Annotated in this window: 19 protein-coding genes; 12 read left to right on the top strand and 7 right to left on the bottom strand. The window is 28.6% G+C overall.

All coding sequences use genetic code 11. From position 1 onward, the window contains the following. The coding region (locus EZH24_RS15260; RefSeq protein ID WP_272897860.1) for a sigma-70 factor domain-containing protein at window positions 1-144 on the bottom strand (144 nt) is incomplete at its 3' end. A gap of 211 nt (window positions 145-355) precedes the next feature. Here EZH24_RS15260 and guaB point away from each other — a divergent pair. Next, entirely contained in the window at window positions 356-1,477 is a 1,122-nt protein-coding gene (gene guaB / locus EZH24_RS00215) for an IMP dehydrogenase (RefSeq protein WP_137997125.1), read from the top strand. A gap of 33 nt (window positions 1,478-1,510) precedes the next feature. Here the strand turns inward: guaB and EZH24_RS00210 are convergent, their stop codons facing one another. The 6 genes from EZH24_RS00210 to EZH24_RS00185 all read right to left on the bottom strand — a co-directional run bounded on the left by EZH24_RS00210 (window position 1,511) and on the right by EZH24_RS00185 (window position 7,791). Continuing rightward, entirely contained in the window at window positions 1,511-3,427 is a 1,917-nt protein-coding gene (locus EZH24_RS00210; RefSeq protein ID WP_137997124.1) for a DUF262 domain-containing protein, read from the bottom strand. Continuing rightward, the gene (locus EZH24_RS00205) at window positions 3,420-4,745 is read right to left on the bottom strand and encodes a DUF262 domain-containing protein (protein WP_137997123.1); all 1,326 of its coding nucleotides are present in this window, start codon (window positions 4,743-4,745) and stop codon (window positions 3,420-3,422) included. Before EZH24_RS00205 ends, EZH24_RS00210 begins: the two co-directional genes overlap by 8 nt. 199 nt (window positions 4,746-4,944) lie before the next feature. Next, complete coding sequence (locus tag EZH24_RS00200) at window positions 4,945-5,709, bottom strand: leucine-rich repeat domain-containing protein (RefSeq protein WP_137997122.1); 765 nt, start codon at window positions 5,707-5,709, stop codon at window positions 4,945-4,947. Between the two features lie 159 nt (window positions 5,710-5,868). Further along, complete coding sequence (locus EZH24_RS00195) at window positions 5,869-6,885, bottom strand: restriction endonuclease (protein WP_137997121.1); 1,017 nt, start codon at window positions 6,883-6,885, stop codon at window positions 5,869-5,871. 94 nt (window positions 6,886-6,979) lie between these two features. Further along, the gene (locus EZH24_RS00190) at window positions 6,980-7,315 is read right to left on the bottom strand and encodes a hypothetical protein (RefSeq protein WP_137997120.1); all 336 of its coding nucleotides are present in this window, start codon (window positions 7,313-7,315) and stop codon (window positions 6,980-6,982) included. Beyond that, a complete protein-coding gene (locus EZH24_RS00185; protein WP_137997119.1) occupies window positions 7,291-7,791 on the bottom strand; it encodes a hypothetical protein in 501 nt (166 codons plus the stop codon). The genes EZH24_RS00190 and EZH24_RS00185 overlap by 25 nt, the downstream gene beginning before the upstream one ends. A gap of 727 nt (window positions 7,792-8,518) precedes the next feature. On the opposite strand from EZH24_RS00185, the gene nagA reads away from it, so the two are divergent. The 11 genes from nagA to EZH24_RS00130 form a co-directional block, all read left to right on the top strand. Further along, window positions 8,519-10,483, top strand: a complete 1,965-nt coding sequence (gene nagA / locus EZH24_RS00180; RefSeq protein WP_137997118.1) for an N-acetylglucosamine-6-phosphate deacetylase — start codon at window positions 8,519-8,521, stop codon at window positions 10,481-10,483. Between the two features lie 36 nt (window positions 10,484-10,519). Next, on the top strand, window positions 10,520-10,936 hold the full coding sequence (locus EZH24_RS00175; RefSeq protein ID WP_137997117.1) for a PaaI family thioesterase: 417 nt from the start codon (window positions 10,520-10,522) through the stop codon (window positions 10,934-10,936). Between the two features lie 9 nt (window positions 10,937-10,945). Further along, complete coding sequence (gene proC, locus EZH24_RS00170; RefSeq protein WP_137997116.1) at window positions 10,946-11,734, top strand: pyrroline-5-carboxylate reductase; 789 nt, start codon at window positions 10,946-10,948, stop codon at window positions 11,732-11,734. 78 nt (window positions 11,735-11,812) lie between these two features. Then, window positions 11,813-12,175, top strand: coding sequence for a response regulator (locus tag EZH24_RS00165; RefSeq protein ID WP_137997115.1), 363 nt, complete (start codon window positions 11,813-11,815; stop codon window positions 12,173-12,175). Window positions 12,176-12,182: 7 nt separating this feature from the next. Then, the gene (gene galT / locus EZH24_RS00160; RefSeq protein ID WP_137997114.1) at window positions 12,183-13,184 is read left to right on the top strand and encodes a galactose-1-phosphate uridylyltransferase; all 1,002 of its coding nucleotides are present in this window, start codon (window positions 12,183-12,185) and stop codon (window positions 13,182-13,184) included. Between the two features lie 76 nt (window positions 13,185-13,260). Continuing rightward, the gene (gene guaA, locus EZH24_RS00155; protein ID WP_137997113.1) at window positions 13,261-14,811 is read left to right on the top strand and encodes a glutamine-hydrolyzing GMP synthase; all 1,551 of its coding nucleotides are present in this window, start codon (window positions 13,261-13,263) and stop codon (window positions 14,809-14,811) included. A 24-nt stretch (window positions 14,812-14,835) separates the two neighbouring features. Then, window positions 14,836-15,816, top strand: coding sequence for a DNA-methyltransferase (locus EZH24_RS00150; protein ID WP_137997112.1), 981 nt, complete (start codon window positions 14,836-14,838; stop codon window positions 15,814-15,816). Next, entirely contained in the window at window positions 15,797-16,447 is a 651-nt protein-coding gene (locus EZH24_RS00145) for a hypothetical protein (protein ID WP_137997111.1), read from the top strand. Before EZH24_RS00150 ends, EZH24_RS00145 begins: the two co-directional genes overlap by 20 nt. Before the next feature lie 266 nt (window positions 16,448-16,713). Then, window positions 16,714-20,307 carry a DUF7149 domain-containing protein gene (locus EZH24_RS00140; RefSeq protein ID WP_137997110.1) on the top strand — a complete coding sequence of 1,198 codons (3,594 nt, stop codon included), beginning with the start codon at window positions 16,714-16,716 and terminating at the stop codon, window positions 20,305-20,307. Window positions 20,308-20,636: 329 nt separating this feature from the next. Further along, window positions 20,637-21,368, top strand: coding sequence for a ribonuclease III (gene rnc, locus EZH24_RS00135; RefSeq protein ID WP_137997109.1), 732 nt, complete (start codon window positions 20,637-20,639; stop codon window positions 21,366-21,368). Next, window positions 21,365-21,668 (top strand): ribulose-phosphate 3-epimerase (locus EZH24_RS00130; protein ID WP_419670420.1); only part of this gene is annotated, 304 nt, incomplete at its 3' end. The genes rnc and EZH24_RS00130, both read left to right, overlap by 4 nt.

Raw genomic sequence — 21,668 nt, 5'->3', positions numbered from 1 at the left:
TTCCTCTCTGCATGCTTCAAGCCTCTGCCATAAATCCAACTCTTCTTCTTTTGAAAGTCTACGAATCTCTCCTATTTGATTCAAATATATGCCTACGGGACTATTATATCCTTCATTACTGTTATTAATATATTTTTTATACAATTATTTTACCCAAATTAATAAATATAATCTGTATATAATATAAAATATTTTACAAAATTTTCAAGCTATATATAATAACTACATTCCACAATATGTTGTTATGATAAAAAATTATGGAAAATATTTAAATAAAATATTGAAATAAAACTTTTTTTATTGTAAATTATCTAACTAACAATTAATTGTTACTATATATTACAAAGGATATATTATGTCTATAAAAATCAGAGAAGCGCTTACTTTTGACGATGTTTTATTAGTTCCGAAAGAATCGGATATTTTGCCTAAAGATGTGAATTTGGAAAGAAAATTAACTAAAAGAATAACTTTAAAAATTCCTTTAATCAGCTCTCCAATGGATACGATAACCGAACATAAAATGGCAATCGCTATGGCTTTATGCGGCGGACTTGGAGTAATCCATAAAAATATGTTGTTTGAAGCGCAGGCTAAAGAAGTGGAATTGGTAAAGAGTTTTAACGAAATAGAAAATAAAAATTTATCAAGCGTAGATAAAAACGGAAAATTATTGGTTGCGGCGGCGATAGGAATTTCGGACGACAGATATAAAAGAATCGAAAAACTTATCGAAGCTGGAGCGGATATAATAGTGATAGACACGGCTCATGGACATTCTCAAAATGTTTTGAAAGCTATAAAAGAAATAAAAGATTTGTATTCTAATATCGATGTAATAGCTGGAAATATCGCAACTTCGGATGGAGCTAAAGCCTTAATAGACGCTGGAGTTGACGCGATAAAAATAGGAATCGGAGCGGGTTCTATATGCACAACTCGGATAATAGCGGGAATCGGAGTTCCTCAACTTACTGCGATATCGGACGCTTCTCAAATCGCTAAAAAAAATAATGTCGGCTCAATAGCGGACGGCGGAATAAAATATTCGGGCGATATAGTGAAAGCTTTCGCAATCGGAGCGGACGCGATTATGGCGGGAGGACTTTTTTCTTCCACTTACGAAGCCCCTGGCGATGTGATAATAATTGATGGAAAAAAATATAAACCTTATAGAGGAATGGGTTCGGTTGGAGCAATGATTCAAGGAAGCAAAGACAGATATTTTCAAAGCGAAGTTATTAATAAATCAAAATTCGTTCCCGAAGGAATAGAAGGCGTCACGGAATATAAAGGACATGTCGCGGATGTTATTTATCAAATAATAGGCGGAGTTCGGGCGGGAATGGGTTATGTTGGCGCTAAAAATATAGGCGAACTTCAAGAAAAAGCCGAATTTGTAAAAATAACCAATCAAGGTTTGGCGGAAAGTCATGTGCATGATGTAAAGATAACATCCAAAGCGCCTAATTATTGATTAAGTTTTTTATAATATAATAATTATATTTATTCATTGTGAATCGAGTAAATTTTTCATTTCATTGCCATGTTTTTCTATTTCTTTAATGTCCCAATTATCATATGACATCATAATAGCTTGTTTAACACTATCAATATCATTATTAATGTAATAATCTTTTTTAGCAGTTGGAGTATTATTACTTAATTTAGAATTTTTACTTCTACTAATTAAACATAGATTACCAAACTTATTTAATATTCTTTTGTTTTCATCTATATTATTACATAATGGCTTACCTATTATAGGATGTTGTGGGTAATAATGTTCAACGGAACTTCTAAAAGAAAATTTAAAATTTTTTATTTTTTGAAATATATTATTATTTTTACTATCTATATATATCTTATAATGGTCATCTTCCCATAATAAATAATCAAGATAGTTAAAAATAAAGTGAGGAACGCTTGTGCCAGTATCTAATATAGAAATGCCGCTATCACTTATTATATTATTATATCTTTCTTTTGCTAACTTTTTAAGTTTATTTTTATAATTTTCCGCATTTATATTTTTTTGACTATATAGATATTTTAGAACATCATTTAGCCAATTTTTATATATTAATGATGGATAAGAAGTATGAAACATAGATAAAAGCATTAATATTTTTCTGTTATTATCTTCATTATTTTCAAAACTGTTTATATAGTTTGGTCTTTGTTTACCATCTTTATCTTTATATAATTTTAATTGTTGTAAACTCCAATCATTACTTTCATCTTCAAATTCTCTTTTAATAATATATTTATCGAATAGGAATTTTATTTTTAATAAATTATAACCAAAAGATTTAACAAATTCCTTTACATTTATATTTTTATTATTTAGAAAATTATTAAATGTATCTAATAATCTTTTATCGTCTAAAGGTATTTTTTTATCTAATTCTTCGTCTGAATGTATATTTTTTGATTCTTGAATTTTTAAAACATGTAGTAAGAAATTTGGAAAATTTATAATACTATTAAATCGTTCCTGTTCCTCATAATCTTCTTTATCTTCGCCATTAAATATTTCTGATTTTTCTTTAAGAATATCTAAAATCGATTTATTAATTATATTGTCACCTTGAACTTTATTTATTTTATATATTTTATCTTCATTTATCAAGCTATTCCAATCGCTTTTAAAAATATAATTTCGCAGTTTACTTTCAAAACCAAATTGAATATAACGTCCCATATTACTGCAAGCTTCCCAAATTAAATTAAATATAAATTTATTATTTTCACTATCTTTATCATTTTTATCGTCAAGTTTTTCTAATAAACGAGCTTTAAGAATTTCATGCATCTCTAATTGCTCGCCTCTGCTATTCATTATTTCAAAATAATGATTTAAATCCGTATCTTCCAATACTCTAACCTGTAGTATATTTACATTATTAAATAAATATTCAAAAAATTTAGCCTCATTATTTTTAAATTTTTCTTTTAATACTTCAGTTAATACTTTTTCACAAATCATGTATCCTTCGGTAATGGAATTTTGATTTTCGCTTATATATTTTTCTATATCGTTTTCATTTTTATCATAAAGCACTTTCAAAGTATATGTAGAATTTTTACGACTATCAAAAGTTAAATTTAGATTATAGGATTTAAGTTTATATAATTCAGGAATATATTTTTCATACCTATTTTTTATAAGGTTTAATAAAATAGATAAAGTAGTTAATCGTTGTTGCCCGTCTATTATCTCAAATAAATTATTGCCTCTATCGTAAGTAATTAAAGTTCCTATATAATAGTTATCAGTATTTTCACTAGCGTCAGCTATATCTAAAATTAATTGTCTAATCTCTCCTTCGCTCCAAGCAAAGTTACGCTGGTAAATAGGAATAACATATTCATTATTTAATAATTCTTTAATATTGTATAATTGCAATTCTTTATCTCTATTCATAGTATTTTAACTCCTTAAATAAATCTAAAAGCTTATCAACTTTCGTAGCATTAATTTCTTTAATTGATTCTAAATTTAAATTTAATATCTCATTATGATTAATAGCGTAATATAGTTTTTGAAAAATAGATTCTTTTGCATATTCATGTTCGCCTATAGCATATTTATCAACGGAAGCTAATTTTACCGAATATTGTCGTAAACGCAAAGTATATGCCCAAATAAATAACTTCTTAATAGCTTTGTCTAAATCGATTTTACCAAATTTATCAATATAATAAATTAAAGCGCAATTAAATAAATCAAGAACATACTTATCGCCTATCCTGTTACGTCCTTCATATGTATCAAGCGTATCTAAAATATTGCATTCAATATCTTTTTTAATACCATTATTTTCACTATTTTCAACATATTTTTTTAAATTATTATAATGAATAATCATTTCAAAAAATCGTTTACCATTAATAATTATTTGGTCAATCTGAAAAGGATAATCAAAATAGAAATTATTAACTCTTTCCGCTTCATTTTGCTTATCAACATAATAATTATTAATTTGTAATTGTTTCATAAAAGGGTAATTTTGAGTTTCTAAATTGACTCCCTTAAAAATATCTATATTGTTTTTAGTAAAATAATATGCCACATTTCCCTTGCTCCAATTTCTTATTTTAAACAAATACTTACCAAATAAATCTCTTAATTCTTTGCTTCCCAAACTTTCCCATTCTTTCACTACTTTAATTCTTTCCGTTTCAGTTGAAAAATTATTCATGTCTCTCAAATGAAAAGCTTTAAGCAAATCATGAGGTTCAAGTTCTTTACCTCTCGCATTTTGAGAATCAAAAAATTGAAAAGCCTCTTGCTCATCATCAATAACTACTTTTACTAACTGACATTTATTAAGAAAAAACTCAATATTAGAATTATCAAATTCTTCTATTCGTCTTTCTATTATACCATAATTGGATTTAATATTATTTTGAGAAATTATATTATTATACAAACATAGATTAGAAAAATTAATTTTATTACTATCATTTAATTTATGGCTATTCAATCCATGAGCTAATAAAAAAATAGTAATTACTCGCTGTTGCCCATCGACTATATTTAAATTCTCTTTATCGTCATGTAGAACAAGAGTTCCTAAACGATAGCCTTGTTTATCCTTGTGAAATAAAATATCGTCAATAAGTTGATTAACATTTTTTGATTTCCATTTATAAGGACGCTGATAATTTGGAATTTGCAAATTTTGAATTTCTAATAATTCTTTTATTGATATTATTTTTGTTTCTGTTTCATTAAACATATATTAAACCCTAATCTAAAATCTTTATTATTGTAACATATTATTAATTATTTATCAATAATTATCATAAATTATCATAACAAAGTCGTTTAAGTTTAGTTAATTTTCCTATTTCTTCCATTGGTAATTTTTTTATATTACAATTTTCAATAATAAGCATTTCTAAATTAGTTAGCTTTTCAATTCCGTCTGGAAAACTTTATAAATTCTCGCATATAATTTCAAGCGCTTTAAGATTAATCAGATTATATATTTCTTTAGGCAATTCCTTTAAATTCTCGCATTCAATATCAAGACTTTCAAGATTAGTTAGATTTCCAATTTCACTTGGAAGAGTTTCTAAATTATCTGTTCTAATATAAAGCGCTTCAAGGTTAATTATATTTCCTATTTCCTCTGTTAATTCTAAATCATAACAACTTATTTTAAGCCTTTTAAGATTAATCAAATTTTTTATATCTTCTGGTAATTTTCTTAAACTTTTGCAATCAATATAAAGTTTTTTAATCTTAATTAAATTAAATATTTCTTTTGGCAATTCTTTCAAATTATAACTATTAATATAAATATCTTTAAGATTAATTAGATTATTTATTTCTTTTGGCAATTTTCTTAAACTTTTGCAACGAATAAAAAGTTCTTTAAGATTAGTTAAATTTCCTATCTCTTTAGGCAATTCCATTAAGTCCTCGCTACTTATAGAAAGTTCCTTAAGATTAGTTAGATTTCCTATCCCTTTTTGTAATTTTCTTAAACTTACGCAATAAATAGAAAGTTCTTCAAGATTCGTAAGTTTAAAGATTTCAGTTGTAATATATTTTATTTTATTACGATAATCTGCTATAGAAAGTCTTTTAAGATTAAAAATTTTTTCTTTATCTTTAATTTTTAATTCGTCAATATCATATTTTTCCGCCCATTTGTTTAAAACTTCAATGTCCTTATCGGTTAAATTGTTTTCCATTTTATTTTCTCCTTTGTTTAATAAAATTATTTATATATATATTATAACATACAACCAGTATCACACACCGATACTTGTTTTTTTAGTAAAATAAAATTGCGTCATAATTATCTATATACAACGCAATTTTATATGAAATTATCTTATTATTCTTAAAAATTATAGATTTTTATCTATAGTATGAATTCCCGAACGAATAAGCATTTCGGCAAAAGTTTCGCCGTTTATCAATAATATATTATTTTCATCTGCTAATTTTTTCGCTTTATCGGAAAAATCATCACATGTGGATACTACCCAACCGATACGAATATATTCATCATTTTTTAGCTTGTTTTCAATAAATTCTATAAAATCGCTAATCTGTTCTACAGCCCATTTTCCAGCGACTCCCTTGTAAAATTTAGCTTGAACATGTATAACGGTTTTTATAGGCTCGAATACCGCTTCCACATCGCAATCTCCCTTTTTCTTGTCATTTTTTGGTAAAATTTTCACCTTATTTGCACCGCATTGTTTGAAATATAATTGTATTAATTCTTCAAATTTTAAATCATTTAATTTTTCTTTAACCAATTCCAAAATATTATCTCGGCATTTATCGAGTATATCGGAAAATAAATCTATAGGTTTATTTTCTTTAAACCTTTTTATTGAGCTATCTATCAAATCTTTTATTTTATTGCAATTTATATTAGTTCCCCAGAAACGCATCCTTCTTGTAAGCACAGCCTCCGCATATTTGCTTCTGCTTATATTTACGGCTACGGGTTCAACTTTCCAAAAATAACCCAATATATATTTTCCGTTTTCTTCACGATTCTTTAATTTTAGTTCTTCTAATGTTTCCAATAATTCTTTATCTTCGTTTCCTACAAATTTATCTCCAACAATTTTATAAACGGAGAATTTTTTAGGACTTGGAACTATTATTAAATCGTCTTTTTTGAAGTTTAGAAATCTCCAAAGATTCTGAGCGCTTTTTTTAGATTTATTTTCTTTTAAATATTTTTTAAAAGCGCTTTTGTCTTTTTTGGCGACTATATCGTATAACTTATCGCCATAAAGATTTGCATATCCTACTATAGATAAATAATTTCCGTCTTTTAATAATGGAGAAGCTATATCTACATTATTTTTATGATAAGATATTCTATGTATGTAGTAATTAGACATTTTATTTCCTTTGCCTTGTCAACGGCACTTTTAATTTTTTATTTAATGATAGATTACATTATAAAACATAATCTACCATTAATCAACAAATTAGTTATTTTTTACATTCTTCAACTAATCGCTTTAGGAATTCTTTATATAAATGTCTTCTGCCAAACATTTTTATCACGCTTCCCTGTCTAAAAGCGTTAGGATGATATATTCTAAACGATTTTTTAGGCAAAACTTCATGCTCTACTCTGGCAAATTGGCTTTTTTCGTAATCCGAGTTTTCCAATTTATGAAACTTCACGCCTTCTAATTGAGTTTTTATATAATCGTCATAATCGGGTCCCGTTAAGAATAAAACTATATCGGGGTTAATTATTTTTATTTCGTCTTTCAATATATTAAATTTCTTATCTATTATATTTTGAACTTCTTCGGACAATGGTTTTTTGGCTTTCTACTTTTATCTTTAGGACTTTTCCAATATGAAAACTTTCTTATTTCCGCCCAAATAAAATAAGAGCTTATATCTCTATTTACTTTATTCATAGATTTGCAAAATTTAACGGAAAAATTAGCAAATTTAGAAAAATTTCTTTTAATAGGTTTTTTACTTTGGGCTTTCAAATTATCCAACATAGATATTCTTGGTTCTTCCTTAATTCCAAAACCTCCGTTTAATTCCTGTCCTATTACCATAATTTTATATTGCGCTTTTTTGTAATTTTGCGGAACTGCCGATAAAAGTAAAGCCAATTTTTCTTTACTAACGGCTTCAATTTCCTTTATCGCTTCGCTTTTGCTATTATATAATTTTAATAAAGCTTGATTTTGTTCGTCATTATTAAACCATTCTAATAACGCTCGATTTTTTTCATTTTCTTCATACCATGCTAATATTTCTTTTTCGTATGCCATAATTAATTTTCTCCTTTGCCTTGTTAGCGGCATTTTTTAATTTTTTTTGTTTTTTATTTTTAATATTAGTTTATAATAACCTAATATTACTCAACTAATTAATTTTAATAATCGAGTAGGTAAAAATAAAAAATTTCTACCTACTCCGAACTCAAAACCTATCAAAGCGGAACATGATATTTACCGTTTGGATTTTTAGAGCATGAGCCACCCGTTAAACCGCTTATACTTGAGCGCTCGTGTCCGCAGTATTTACAATAAAATTTTTCAGACATATTTTACTCCTTCGCCTTGTCCTTGGCGTTTTTAATTTTTTATTTATATTATAACATACAACAAGTATCATACAGTGATACTCATGTATGAGAAATACCAAAAAATTCGATTTTTCATAATAAATTTTTGAAAAATGTATAAAAAATTCAAATATATAAACGATTTTGTCGGATAAAAATTCCGAATAAATATAATAGCTTTTATAATTATTGTATAAACATAATTTTGAATAAAGTTTAAAATAAAAGACGTGACGTGACGTGACGTGACGTGACGTGACGTGACGTGACGTGACGTGACATCATGAAATTGTTTGAGTTATATTTTTTGTTTATCATAATGCAAATTATATATTATAATAAAAAATATGTCAAGCGGTATCTATACAGAAAATATATAAAATGTTATAATAATCGTCAATTAATTTTATTAATTTTGGAGAATTTAAAAAATGAGAATAATTATTACGGAAGAAAGCGTTTACGAATGGGCGGCTTATTATACGGCAAAATGCATACTCGACTATTCGGATAAAAATAAACCTTTCGTTTTGTCTTTTCCCGCAAGATATATAGATAAATCATATTATCAAAAATTACTTTCTTTTTACAACGATAATATAATTTCGTTTAAAAATATTCATATAGTTTCTTCGGGTGAATATATCGACTCGAATATATCGCAAAAATATTTGGAAGATAATTTTTTAAGATTTATTGATTTGCCTAAAGAAAATATTCATCTTTTCGACAGTTTCGTTTCAGACAGGAAAAAAGAAGCTCACAGGATGGCAAATTTGATAAAAGATTTGGGAGGAATAACTTTACTAATAGACGCTCTGGCAGAAGACGGAAGTTTTTTACTCAATACTCCAAGCTCTTCTTTGGAAGGAAGCGTCAGAGATAAAAGAATAAGCGAAATAATAAGAAGCTACGAAGCGAAAAAAATAGGAATTACCGCCGAGTCTTTTCCTAAAGAAGGATTTACTTTGGGTTTTGAAGAAGCTTTTAATTCAAAATATTTAATGATTATTGCGAAAGGTTATGAAGTATCGGAAGCTCTGTCGCATTGCGTTGAAGGAGAGATTAGTCAATTTTATCCGACTTCGGTATTGCAAAAACATAAAAAATTAATAATAGTGGCGGACGAAGAAGCGAGCGAGAATTTAAAAGTAAAAACTTATAAATACGCTAAAAGTTTGGAAAGCAAAAGTTTGCATCCTAAAGAATTGATTAAAGGATTATATAAGTCTTATTACGCTTTAACGAATATAAAAATATTTGACGGAGAAAAATTTATAAAAGGTTATTGCATAGTCATAGAAAATAATATTATAAAAAGCGTTGAAAAAGAAATCGATGTAGACGCGGTTATTACAAGAATAGATTTGGGCGGAAAAATCGTAGCGCCTGGTTATATAGATTTGCAAGTTAACGGAATCGGAGGTTACGATATAAATCTCTCTCCAACGATTGAAACCTTGCAAGATATTAGCGAAGTTTGTCAGAGATACGGATGCACTTCGTATTTGCCTACTATAATAACGACAGACGATAATCATATGCTTAAAGTAATCGACTTATTTAACAATATAGAAGATTTATCAATACTTGGAGTTTTGGGAATTCATTTTGAAGGACCTTATATATCGCATGAAAAAAGAGGAATACATGAGGACAAATTTATAAGACATCCCGATAAAGAAATGATAGACAAAATAAACTCTTCAAAATGCGTTATGATTACCGTAGCTCCAGAAACGGTTGACGGAAAAATTATAGAAACTTTCGCTAACGCGGGAAAAGTGGTTTCGGCGGGACATACCAACGCAACTTACGGAGAAATAAAAGAAAAAATACCTTACGGAATAACTTTCGCCACGCATTTATTTAACGCTATGAGACCTTGGGGTTCTAGAGAACCTGGCGCCGTTGGAGCGGTTTTGGAAACTAAAAATATTTACGCGGGTTTGATATGCGATGGAGTTCATTGCGATTTCGCTTCGGTAGAGCTTGCATATAAATTGAAACAAGGACATATATGCATAGTAACTGACGCTATTCCTCCAGCGGCGGCTCCAAAAATAAAAGAATATATGTGGGCGGGTTCAAAACTGCATAGAGAGGGAAACAGATTGATAGACGATAACGGAACTTTGGGAGGCTCTTCTATTACGATGAGTCAGTCGGTTAGAAATGTGGTAAATCAAGTGGGAGCTACTTTGGAAGAGGCTTTGAAAATGGCTTCGCTTTATCCCGCTCAAGTAATGAAAATCGACAATAGATACGGCAGAATAAAAGAAGGCTATATTGCCGATTTGGTTATATTGGACGAAAAATTAATCGTTAAAGGAGTGGTTTTTAAGGGAAATTATAAAGAATATAATTTTGATTACGAATGGGAAACTCATGCATAAATAAAATATAAAGTATAAAATAAAAGAGGAATTTGAATGAATAAAGAGATTTTAGAAAGAGCGAAAAATATTTTTAACAATCAAGAATTTCTATCTTTCGTTGACATGAAATTGGAAAGCATAGAAGAAAAAAAAGCGATAATATCCTGCGAAAATAAAAAAGAATTGTCTCAAGGTTTGGGCTATATGCATGGCGGAATGGTTGCGGCAATTTTGGATACGGCGGGAGGATTTGCGGCTTTTACCGTAGTTCCATCGAATTGTCATATTATAACTTCCGAATTAAAAATTAATTATATGCGTCCCGTCATTTCAAAAAAAGTATTCGGAATCGGAGAGGTTATAAGTCAAGGAAAAAAATTAATCGTTGTGGAAGCGACTTTAAAAGACGAAAACGAAAATATGCTTGCAAAAATGATGGCTACAATGTTTGTCATAGAAAATTCAAATTAAGGAGAAAAAATGAAAATTGGATTTATCGGCGCTGGTTCTATGGGTGGAGCTTTAATCGAAGGATTTATTAAGGCGGAAATAGATAAAAAAAATATAATAGCGAGCGTAAAAACTAAAGAAAAAAAGGAATCGCTTGAAAAAAATATTGGAATAAAAGTTTATAACGACAATAAAAAAGTCGCGGGCGAATCGGATATTTTATTTATAGCGGTAAAACCTTATATGTTTGAAGATATTTCAAAAGAGATAAAACATAATATAAAAAAAGAAACTACGATAATAAGCGTTGCGGCTTCGATAACGAATAACGATTTGATTAAATTATTTGAAACGGAAAAAGCAATTAGAATCATGCCGAATACTCCCGTTAAAACTTGCAACGGATTTATAGCGATAGTCGAAAAAGAAAATCAAAATATAGAAAAAGAAATATTGGATTTATTAAGCAAAGTCGGTATGGTAAAAATTATTTCCGAAAATCTTATTCATTCTTACACGGCTATAGCGGGTTGTTCGCCAGCGTTTTTATATATATTAATAGAAGCGATGAGCGATGCTGGAGTTATAATGGGAATCGACAGAAAAACTTCGATAGAAACGGCGGCGCAACTTTTCAAAAGCGTTGGAGCAATGGTATTGGAATCAAAAAAACATCCCGCCGAGCTTAAAGACGCCGTATGCACTCCCGCGGGAATAACGATAAAAGGAGTGGAAAAATTGGAAGAAAACGCGTTAAGAAGCGGACTTATAGAAACTATTTTGGCAAGTTATAATAAGTCTATAGAGAGCGAAAAATAAAATAAACTTAATAAAATTATATTTGACTTTTTTTATTCAATTTATATAATATAAATATATTTTTTAAGGAGCATTTATATGCCTAAGAAAACGATTTTAGTGTTGGACGACGAAAAGAGCATAAGAACTTTGTTTGAAGAAGAATTTAAAGACGAAGGTTATAATGTGGTATCTACCGATGACGGAGAGGAAGCTTTGAAAATGATTGATAGCGGAAATCCTCAAATCGATTTGATAACATTGGATATTAAAATGCCTAAAATGGACGGACTCGACTTTTTGGCTAAAGTAAGAGAACATCACAGAGATTTGCCTATAATAATATGCACGGCTTACAATAATTACAGACATGAATTTTCGGTTTGGAACGCGGACGGATATATATTGAAATCGGGCAATTTGACGGAAATCAAAGATAAAATAAAGAGACTCATAGGTTAAGATTTTTATGCCTCATATACGAAAAGACCCAGTAACTAAACAATCGGTAATTATAGCTTCCGACAGAACGGGAAGACCGAGCGATTATATTTCGGTTAAAGACGACGAGAGAATTTCAAATTCCGAATTGAATTGCCCTTTTTGCAGAGGGCATGAAAATATAACGCCAGACGCTTCCGTTAGCTTATTTGACGATAACTCTCAGTGGGCTGTCAGAATTGTGCCGAATAAATATCCGATAATAGCTGAAACTAAAGCGGGCGAACTTCCAAATACCACGAATTTGTTTAACGCTTCAAGCTCGAAAGGTTTTCATGATGTAATTATTGAAAATCCAAATCATAATTTTAATTTTTATAACGCTAAAAGCGAAGATTTTTTGAAAATTTTTGACGCGGTTATTTTAAGATTAAAAGAATTGTATAAAGAAAGCGATATGCAATATAGTTTATATTTCAAAAATTTCGGAAGAGAAGCGGGAGCGAGTTTATATCATTCGCATTCCCAAATGATAACGACTCCTTTTATTCCCGTTCAAATGTTTGACGAGATAAACGGCGCTTTGGAATATTATAACGAAAAAAATAGATGCGTATATTGCGATATAATAAACGAAGAAAAGAATCTTGGCGAAAGAATAATTTGCGAAAACGAAGAATTTATAGCGCTATGCCCTTTCGCTTCGAGATTTCCTTATCAAATATATATTTTGCCAAAAAAACATTTCGACTGCATAATCGATTCTTCAAACTACAATTCCGATTTTGCCGATATAGTTAAAGATATATTTTGCAGAATAAATAAGCTTTTGGGCGAAGTGAGTTTCAATTATGTTTTGCATACTTTATCGCCGACATTGAAACAAAAGGAAAATTATTCTTCTTCGAATCATTGGTTTTTGGATATAATTCCTAAAATGAGCAAACTTGCGGGATACGAACTTGGAAGCGGACTTTATATTAATTCGATAAATCCAGAAGACGCCGCAAAAGATTTGAGAGATGTTTAACTTTTTCTTAAAACATAAATAAAAAATTAAAAATACCGCAAATTTAAATATAAAATCTAAAATATTGGAAAAACATATGAATAATCTCAAAAATATAGACAAAATTTTAATACTCGACTTTGGCTCGCAATTCACTCAATTAATCGCAAGAAGAATCAGAGAAAATAAAGTGTATTCGGAAATTCATCCTTTCAATGTTTCGATTGATTTTATAAAAAATTTTGGAGCAAAAGGAATTATTCTTTCTGGCGGACCTTCGAGCGTTTACGAAAAATACGCTCCTAAAATAAATAAAGAATTATTTGAAATCGGAATTCCAATCTTGGGAATATGCTATGGGATGCAATTAATCGTTCATTCTTTGGGCGGAAAAGTCGAAAGAGCGAAAAAGCGAGAATACGGAAACGCAGAAATAAAAATAATAAAAAACGACAGAATTTTTAAATCTTTTGAAAAAAATAGCATTGTGTGGATGAGTCATGGAGACAGCATAAAATCGATTCCAAAAGGATTCAATTTGACGGCTAAAACCATAAATACGAATTACTGCGCGATTGAAAATAAAGAAAAAAATATTTATGCCATTCAATTTCATCCCGAAGTCGCTCATACGAAAAACGGAATAAAAATAATAAGGAATTTTATTTTCGATATTTGCAAATGCAAAAAAAATTGGAATATGGATTCTTTTATAGAATATCAAATAAAAAATATAAAAGAAATAGTCGGAGATAAAAATGTTATATTAGGGCTTTCGGGAGGAGTCGATTCTTCGGTTGCTGCGGTTTTGATTGAAAAAGCGATTGGCAAAAAGTTAAAATGCATTTTCGTAAATACGGGACTTTTAAGAAAAAACGAAGAGAAAAAAGTAATCGAAGTTTTTAGAGATAATTTTAAAATAGATTTGATTTATAAAGACGGCTCAAAAAGATTTTTAAATAAACTTAAAGGAATAAAAAATCCAGAAAGAAAAAGAAAAATAATCGGAAAAGAATTTATAAATATATTCGAAGAAGAAGCTAAAAAAATAAAAAATGTCGGATTTTTGGCGCAAGGAACTTTATATCCAGATATAATAGAAAGCGTTTCTTTAAGAGGAAGCTCGGCGGTTATAAAGAGTCATCATAATGTCGGCGGACTTCCAAAAGACATGAAATTAAAATTATTAGAGCCTTTCAGAGAATTATTCAAAGACGAAGTTAGAGAAATTGGAGAGGAATTAAATTTGCCCGAAGATATAATTTATAGGCAGCCTTTTCCCGGTCCGGGACTTGCCGTTAGAATATTGGGAGATATTAACGAAGAGAGAATAAAAATACTTCAGGAAGCGGACGATATTGTCGTTTCGGAAATAAAGAAAGCGGGATTATATAAAAAATTATGGCAATCTTTTGCAGTTCTTTTGCCGATTAAAAGCGTTGGAGTTATGGGAGACAATAGAACTTACGAGCAAGTTTGCGCTATAAGGGCGGTTGAAAGCGTTGACGCTATGACGGCGGATTGGACTAAAATAGATTACGAAGTTTTAAGAATAATATCGAATAGAATAATAAACGAGGTTAAAGGTATAAACAGAGTCGTTTACGATATTTCTTCAAAGCCTCCTTCCACTATAGAATGGGAATAAATAAAAATTATAAAAGGATATAAAATGAAATCTAAATTAAATAAAACGATAGACTTCAATATTGAAAGCGAACAAGGAAAAAAATATTTAAAAAATTGCATAATCGATAACGAGAATATAAAAGAATATTCTAAAAATGAAATTAAAAATAAAACTATTAACGGAGACAGTTTTTCTGTTCTAAAAAAAATTAAAAATAAATTTGTAGATTTGATGATTGTCGACCCGCCTTATAATTTGTCCAAAGATTATCATGGATTTAAGTTTAACGATAAAGACGATTTGAGTTACGAATTATATACGAAATCTTGGATTGAAGCTATTTTGTCGATATTAAAAGAAAACGCCTCGATATATGTTTGCTGCGATTGGAAATCAAGTTTGATAATCGGAACGGTTTTGTCGAATTATTTCAATATTCAAAATAGAATAACTTGGCAGAGAGAAAAAGGACGAGGCGCAAAATCGAATTGGAAAAACGGAATGGAAGATATTTGGTTTGCAACGGTTTCAAATAAATATACTTTCAATTTGGATAAAGTAAAAGTGCGAAGAAAAGTAATCGCTCCATACAGAAAAGAAGGGCGTCCGAAAGATTGGATAGAAACGGAAGAAGGAAACTTTAGAGACACTTGCCCGTCAAATTTTTGGGACGATATTTCAATTCCGTATTGGTCTATGTCCGAAAACACGGCGCACCCTACCCAAAAGCCCGAAAAACTTATAGCGAAATTAATCTTGGCAAGCTCTAATGAAAACGATTTTATTTTTGACCCGTTTTTGGGAAGCGGGACTACTTCGGTTGTCGCTAAAAAATTAAACAGAAATTATTGCGGAATAGAACAAAACCCGACTTATTGCGCTTGGACTGAAAGCCGACTTGAAAAAGCTAAAAAAGACAAAACTATTCAAGGATTTTTTAATAATGTATTTTGGGAGAGGAATACCCTTGCAATTCAAAATAAATTAAAAAAGGAGAAAGAATATGAATTCAATATTTTGTAAAGAAAATGAAAATTTAATTTCATCATTTAAATCGAATAAATTAAAATCACTTAATTCAGATTTTGTAAAAGGAAATATTAATACTCCTCGTATAGCAGGAGATTTGACAGAAAATTTTATTAAAAAATTTTTTTATAATAATTTACCTGCCAATATAGGGACTTTTATTAATGAAGAATTAGGTAGAAGAGCTATGGCAGATTTTGCATTTAATGATATATATGATAATTATATTGTTGTAGATGTTAAAACTCATAATAAAAATACCACTTTTAATATGCCAAATATTACTTCTGTAGAAAGATTATCAAAATTTTATCGTGAAAGCGATAATAATATATTTTCATTATTAATGGTTTCTTATGATAAAAATACAAATAAATTTTCAGAAATATATTTTATTCCTATAGAGTATTTAGGTTGGGACTGTCTAAATATAGGGGCATTAGGTTGGGGACAAATACAGATAGCAAATTATAACAATAAAACTATAAATAAAAATCAAACAAGAAAAGAATGGATGCTAAATATGGTAAATGAATTGAAAAAATTTTATCCTAAAGAAATAGAAAAAATACATGAAAGGGTAAAATATTTTGAAAGTGTTGAAAAATATTGGCGTTCTAAATAATTAACATTTGACTGCATTATTATTCAAGGTTTTTATAATAATTTATTTTGGGAAAGGAATACTCTTGTGATTCAAAGTAGATTTAGGAAATAAAAAAATTATTGTTCTTTTTAGATTTCAAAATCCAATCGTAAGATTTTGACAAATAGAAGTATTTTGTTATAATGTTTTTTAAATGAATTTTAATAAAGTTAGATTTTAATTTTTGTTTATTATAATTGTTAATTTTATAATCATTAATTAGAAATTGTATTTTAGGATTTAAAATGAAGTATAAACAAATTTTACTTGAAGAATTTTTAAAAGATTTTAAGGCTTTTAGTCCGAGCGAACAGATTATTTCGGAATTTGAAAGCGATTTGAATAAACTTTTAATTAACGCTCAAAAAGAAGATTCGGAAGAATATCAGAAAAATGAAATCAATAAATTTTTGAATAAAGTTTTTGATTACGATTGCAATGTTAGAGGAAAAATTGATTCGGCAATTTACGAAGACGAAGCGGTTAGAGTAATCATTGAAACAAAATCAATTAAAAATAAAGCGGAGTTTGTAAAAGATAATTCCAATAATTTAGAATCGAAAGCTTTTTACGAATCTATTTTATATTTTTTGAGAGAGAATATTACAAATAGAAATAATAATATAACTTTTATAATTTTGGCGACTGCGGAGATTTTTTATATAATTAACGCTAAAGATTATTTGAATAATTTTGCGAAAAATAAAGAGATTATAAAAGCATTTAAAAACTGCGAAGAAAACGGAGGAACGGATAGTGGAACTTCAAAATTCTACGAAGAAGTTAAAAATATTATTCCAAAAATTGAAAATGAAATTCATTATTTACGCGTAGATTTTAAAAATATTTTAGAGAAAGAAAAAGATAAATTAGGATTGTTATATATTTTACTCTCTCCGCAAGTTTTACTTAAGCGAACTTCTTATATTGACGCAAACACTCTTAATGTGGAATTTTATAACGAGCTTTTATATATTTTGGGACTTAAAGAAAGCAAGGAAAACGGTAAAATTGAATATAGCGAAACTAAAAATACTTTCTACGATTCGATTTCAAAAACTTTCAAACTTGATAAAGAGAACGATTTTGAAGATATTTTTTCTTTGCTGATAACTTGGAATAATAGAATTTTATTTTTAAGACTTTTGGAATCGATGCTTCTTAATTTTGGGCATATTGAAAAACCTTTTTTGGATTTGGAATATTTGCCCGATTTTAATAATTTGAATATTTTATTTTTTGATATTCTCGCTAAAAAGGAAAACGAAAGAGAAAATATATCTAAAAGATTGGAAATAATTCCTTATCTTAATTCGAGTCTTTTTGAGAAAAAGGAGCTTGAAAGAGCGGGAAAAGAAATTAAATTTTTACAGTCGAATAATTTGAAGATTTACCAGCATTCTATTTTGAAGCGAGACAAACAATTAAATTTTAAATATTTGAAGAATAATAAAACGGAAGAATTGCCGCTGCTCGAATATTTATTTTTATTTTTGCATGCTTACGATTTTACGACAACATCGCAAGATTTACAAAATAATATTAAAACTAATCACGATAAACTTATCAATTCCGCGGTTTTGGGACTCGTATTTGAAAAATTAAACGGTTATAAAGACGGAAGTTTTTATACTCCGAGTTTTATTACGAATTATATGTGCAGGCAAAGTTTGAGTAAAGCGGTTATTGAGAAATTCAATTCTTCTTTGAATTGGGAATGCAAAAGTATAGACGACATTCAAATTTCGCTCGACAGATTTATTACGAATAAAGAAAATTTTGATAAAGCGATTAAGATTTTTAATGAGATTAGAATATGCGACCCTGCGGTTGGAAGCGGACATTTTCTGGTTTCCGCATTGAACGAATTATTGCTTATAAAATTTAATTTGGGTTTGCTTATAGACGAAGACGGTAAGAAATTAAAAGATGTTGATTTGAAACTTAAAAACGATGAAATAGTTATAACGGATTCTGAAAACAATATTCATAATTATAAGCGTCCAAAACATAAAAATACCGATTCGCATAAAATACAGCGGACAATATTTTTCGCTAAAAAAGAAATTATAGAAAATAATCTTTTCGGAGTCGATATTAATCCCAACTCTTGCGAGATTACAAAACTTCGCCTTTGGATAGAATTATTAAAATATAGTTATTATAAAGATATAGAAAATAAATATTTGGAAACTTTGCCGAATATCGATATAAATATTAAATGCGGGAATTCTATAATTTCAAGATTCGATTTGCGGGATTCACTAAAGAATATACCGAAGATAGACAAATTGATTAAAGATTATAAATGTCTTGTGAGTAAATATAAGAATGCGGACGGGGAAAGTTCAAAACATTCCAAAAAAGAGATTGAAATAAAGATTAACGAAATAAAAGAAAATTTGACTCTTAATTTGAAAGACCCGAAAACTATAAACAGGCTTGAAAAAGAAATTCAAGCGCATATAGATAAATACGGAATGTATTTAATTGACGATAAAAATTTGTTGAGCGGATTGACTTATACGAAAAATTTATTGGAAATCGAAGAATTGAGCGAAAACGAAAAAGAGGAAGCTTTTGAATCCTACGGCAGAATACAAGTATTGAGAAAAAAATTAGATTCGGTTTTAAGCGGTAAAGAATATAAAAACGCTTTTGAATGGAGACTCGAATTTCCAGAAGTGTTGAACGAAGACGGAGATTTTATAGGTTTCGATTTGGTTATCGGAAATCCTCCTTACATTGATTATAGAGAAATAGACGAAAGCACGATTAACTTGACAAAAAACTACGAGATAAATAAAAATTCTAATCGTCCAAATATTTTTTGTTATTTTATAGAAAAAGGAATTGAAGTTGCAAACAAAAACGGAATATTGACTTTTATTAATCCTATAGCAATGTTGCAATCCGATTTCGCTTACGGAACGAGAAAATTACTATTAGAAAAAGGTTGCATAAATTATATAGTGGATTGTTCTTATATTAAAGTTTTTGACGCCGCTTCCACTTATCCGACTATATATGAATTTAGAAAAAATAAAAAACAAGGCTCTATAAAAGTAATATTATGGAAAGACGATAATTTTAAACATACTCACAATATAGAATCTTATGCAAAAAACGAACAATTGTCGATTAATTTGTCGAAACATAGAATTAATTTTAAAAAAACGCCTTGTAAAAAATTAGGAGAGCTTGGAGTTCTAAAATGGGGAACTTCTCAAAGCGGATATGGAAAAAAGAAAATTTTATTAAGCGATTTTAAAAAGTTAAATAAATCAAAACAAAAAAATTATAAGCCTATTATACAAACCGCGGATATAAAAAGATATTCTATAGTTTGGAGGGAAGAATATATACCGACTGAAATTTATTCGCAAAATATACAAGAGGATTTTAAAAAGCCTAAAATCGTTATTGCAAGAATGACAAAAAATATTCAAGCAAGTTTTGATATAAATAAATTTTATGTTGGAAAATCTACTTTAATGATAGATTTAAAAGAAAATCCTTATTATATTCTTGGAATATTGAATTCAAAACTTGCAGATTTTTGGTATAAATATTATTTTGGCGCTACTCATTTGGCATGCGGTTATGTAAGATACGATATACCGTATTTAAAACAGTTGCCAATTCCTATTATAAATTCCAACAATAAAAAATTGGCAAATAAAATTATTAGTTTAGTTGGAAAAATAATTAAGAATAAAGAAAAAAATTCTAACGCTAATACGTTTAAATTTGAAAATGAAATTGACAATTTGATTTATGAATTATATGGTTTATCGAAATCTGAAATTAAGATTATTGAAAAAATTAAATCGAAATGAATAATATAAAAATTCCTATTCCTAAAGTTGATAAGAAAACTGACGCTAAAGCGTAAAATTGTCGGTTTGGTGGAGAATATTATTGTTGGGAAGAAATAATGAGGATACGAGAGAGTTGGCGTGGGTTGTATGGGTTAAACGAGTATAAGATTAAAATAATTGAAAATGGTAAATAATTTATATAAGTTCGAACTCCTTGTTATTAAGAATATAAACTAATTCTAAATAAAGTTTGGATTGTTTCGCTCACTCTGTGTGCCATTGGTAACCGCTCGCAATGACAAATTTTTAATACTTGACTGCATTATTATTCATTGTATTATTAAAGAATGCAAAAAGAATATAATAAAAAATACGATATTGACAAAATCTTAAAAGACTGCCAAAAAGCGCTGTCTTATAATTTTGAGAATGAAAAATATTTGCTCGAGGCGATAACTCACAGAACTTTTGCAAACGAAAATAAATCGGATAAAGAAAAAATAAAATATAATCAACGGCTCGAATTTTTGGGAGACTCGGTTTTGTCGCTCGTTATGTCGGATTATCTTTTTAAGAAATATCCAAATTATAAAGAAGGTTTGCTTTCAAAAATAAAATCTTCTTTGGTTTCTTCGCAAATGTTGTCGCAATTATCGAAAGATTTGAAATTGGGAGATTTTATTTTGCTCGGGCATGGAGAGGAAGCTTCGGGAGGAAGACAAAAAGAAAATATTTTAGAAGATTTATTCGAAGCTGTAGTCGGAGCAATTTATTTGGATTCCAATATCGACTGCGCGAAAAAATTTATAATAAACGCTTATAAAGATAAGTTGAATAATTTAAATATTGAGGATTCTTATAAAGATTATAAAACTATTTTTCAAGAAATAATTCAAAAAAAATATAAAATAAACCCTAAATATCAAACTGTTGAAATTGAAAATAATAAATTCAAATCGGAAGTTTTTGTAAATAATAAAAGCTATGCTGTAGGTTTTGGAAAAAGCAAAAAAGAATCGGAAATGGAAACGGCTAAAAACGGTTTGGATTATATAAATTTTAATAAGGAAAAAATATGAATAAAATAATTATAGCGCCTTCGATATTAACGGCATCTTTTGGCAATTTGGAAAAAAGTATAAAAGAACTCGAAGAAGCGGGATGCGATTATTTGCATTTGGATATAATGGACGGAGTGTTTGTTCCGCAGATAACTTTCGGAGCAAAAATTGTGGCGGATATAAAAAAAATAAGCAAAGTTCCGCTTGACGCTCATCTTATGATAGTCAATCCCGAAAATCATATAGACGATTTTGCAAAAGCGGGAGTCGATATGATAAGCGTTCATTTTGAAAATAATATTCATTTGCATAAACTAA

The organism is Brachyspira catarrhinii, from assembly GCF_005518285.1.
Classification (GTDB): domain Bacteria; phylum Spirochaetota; class Brachyspiria; order Brachyspirales; family Brachyspiraceae; genus Brachyspira; species Brachyspira catarrhinii.
The sequence above is the reverse complement of the archived record's forward strand: the minus strand, read 5'-3'. Positions and strand labels throughout refer to the sequence as shown.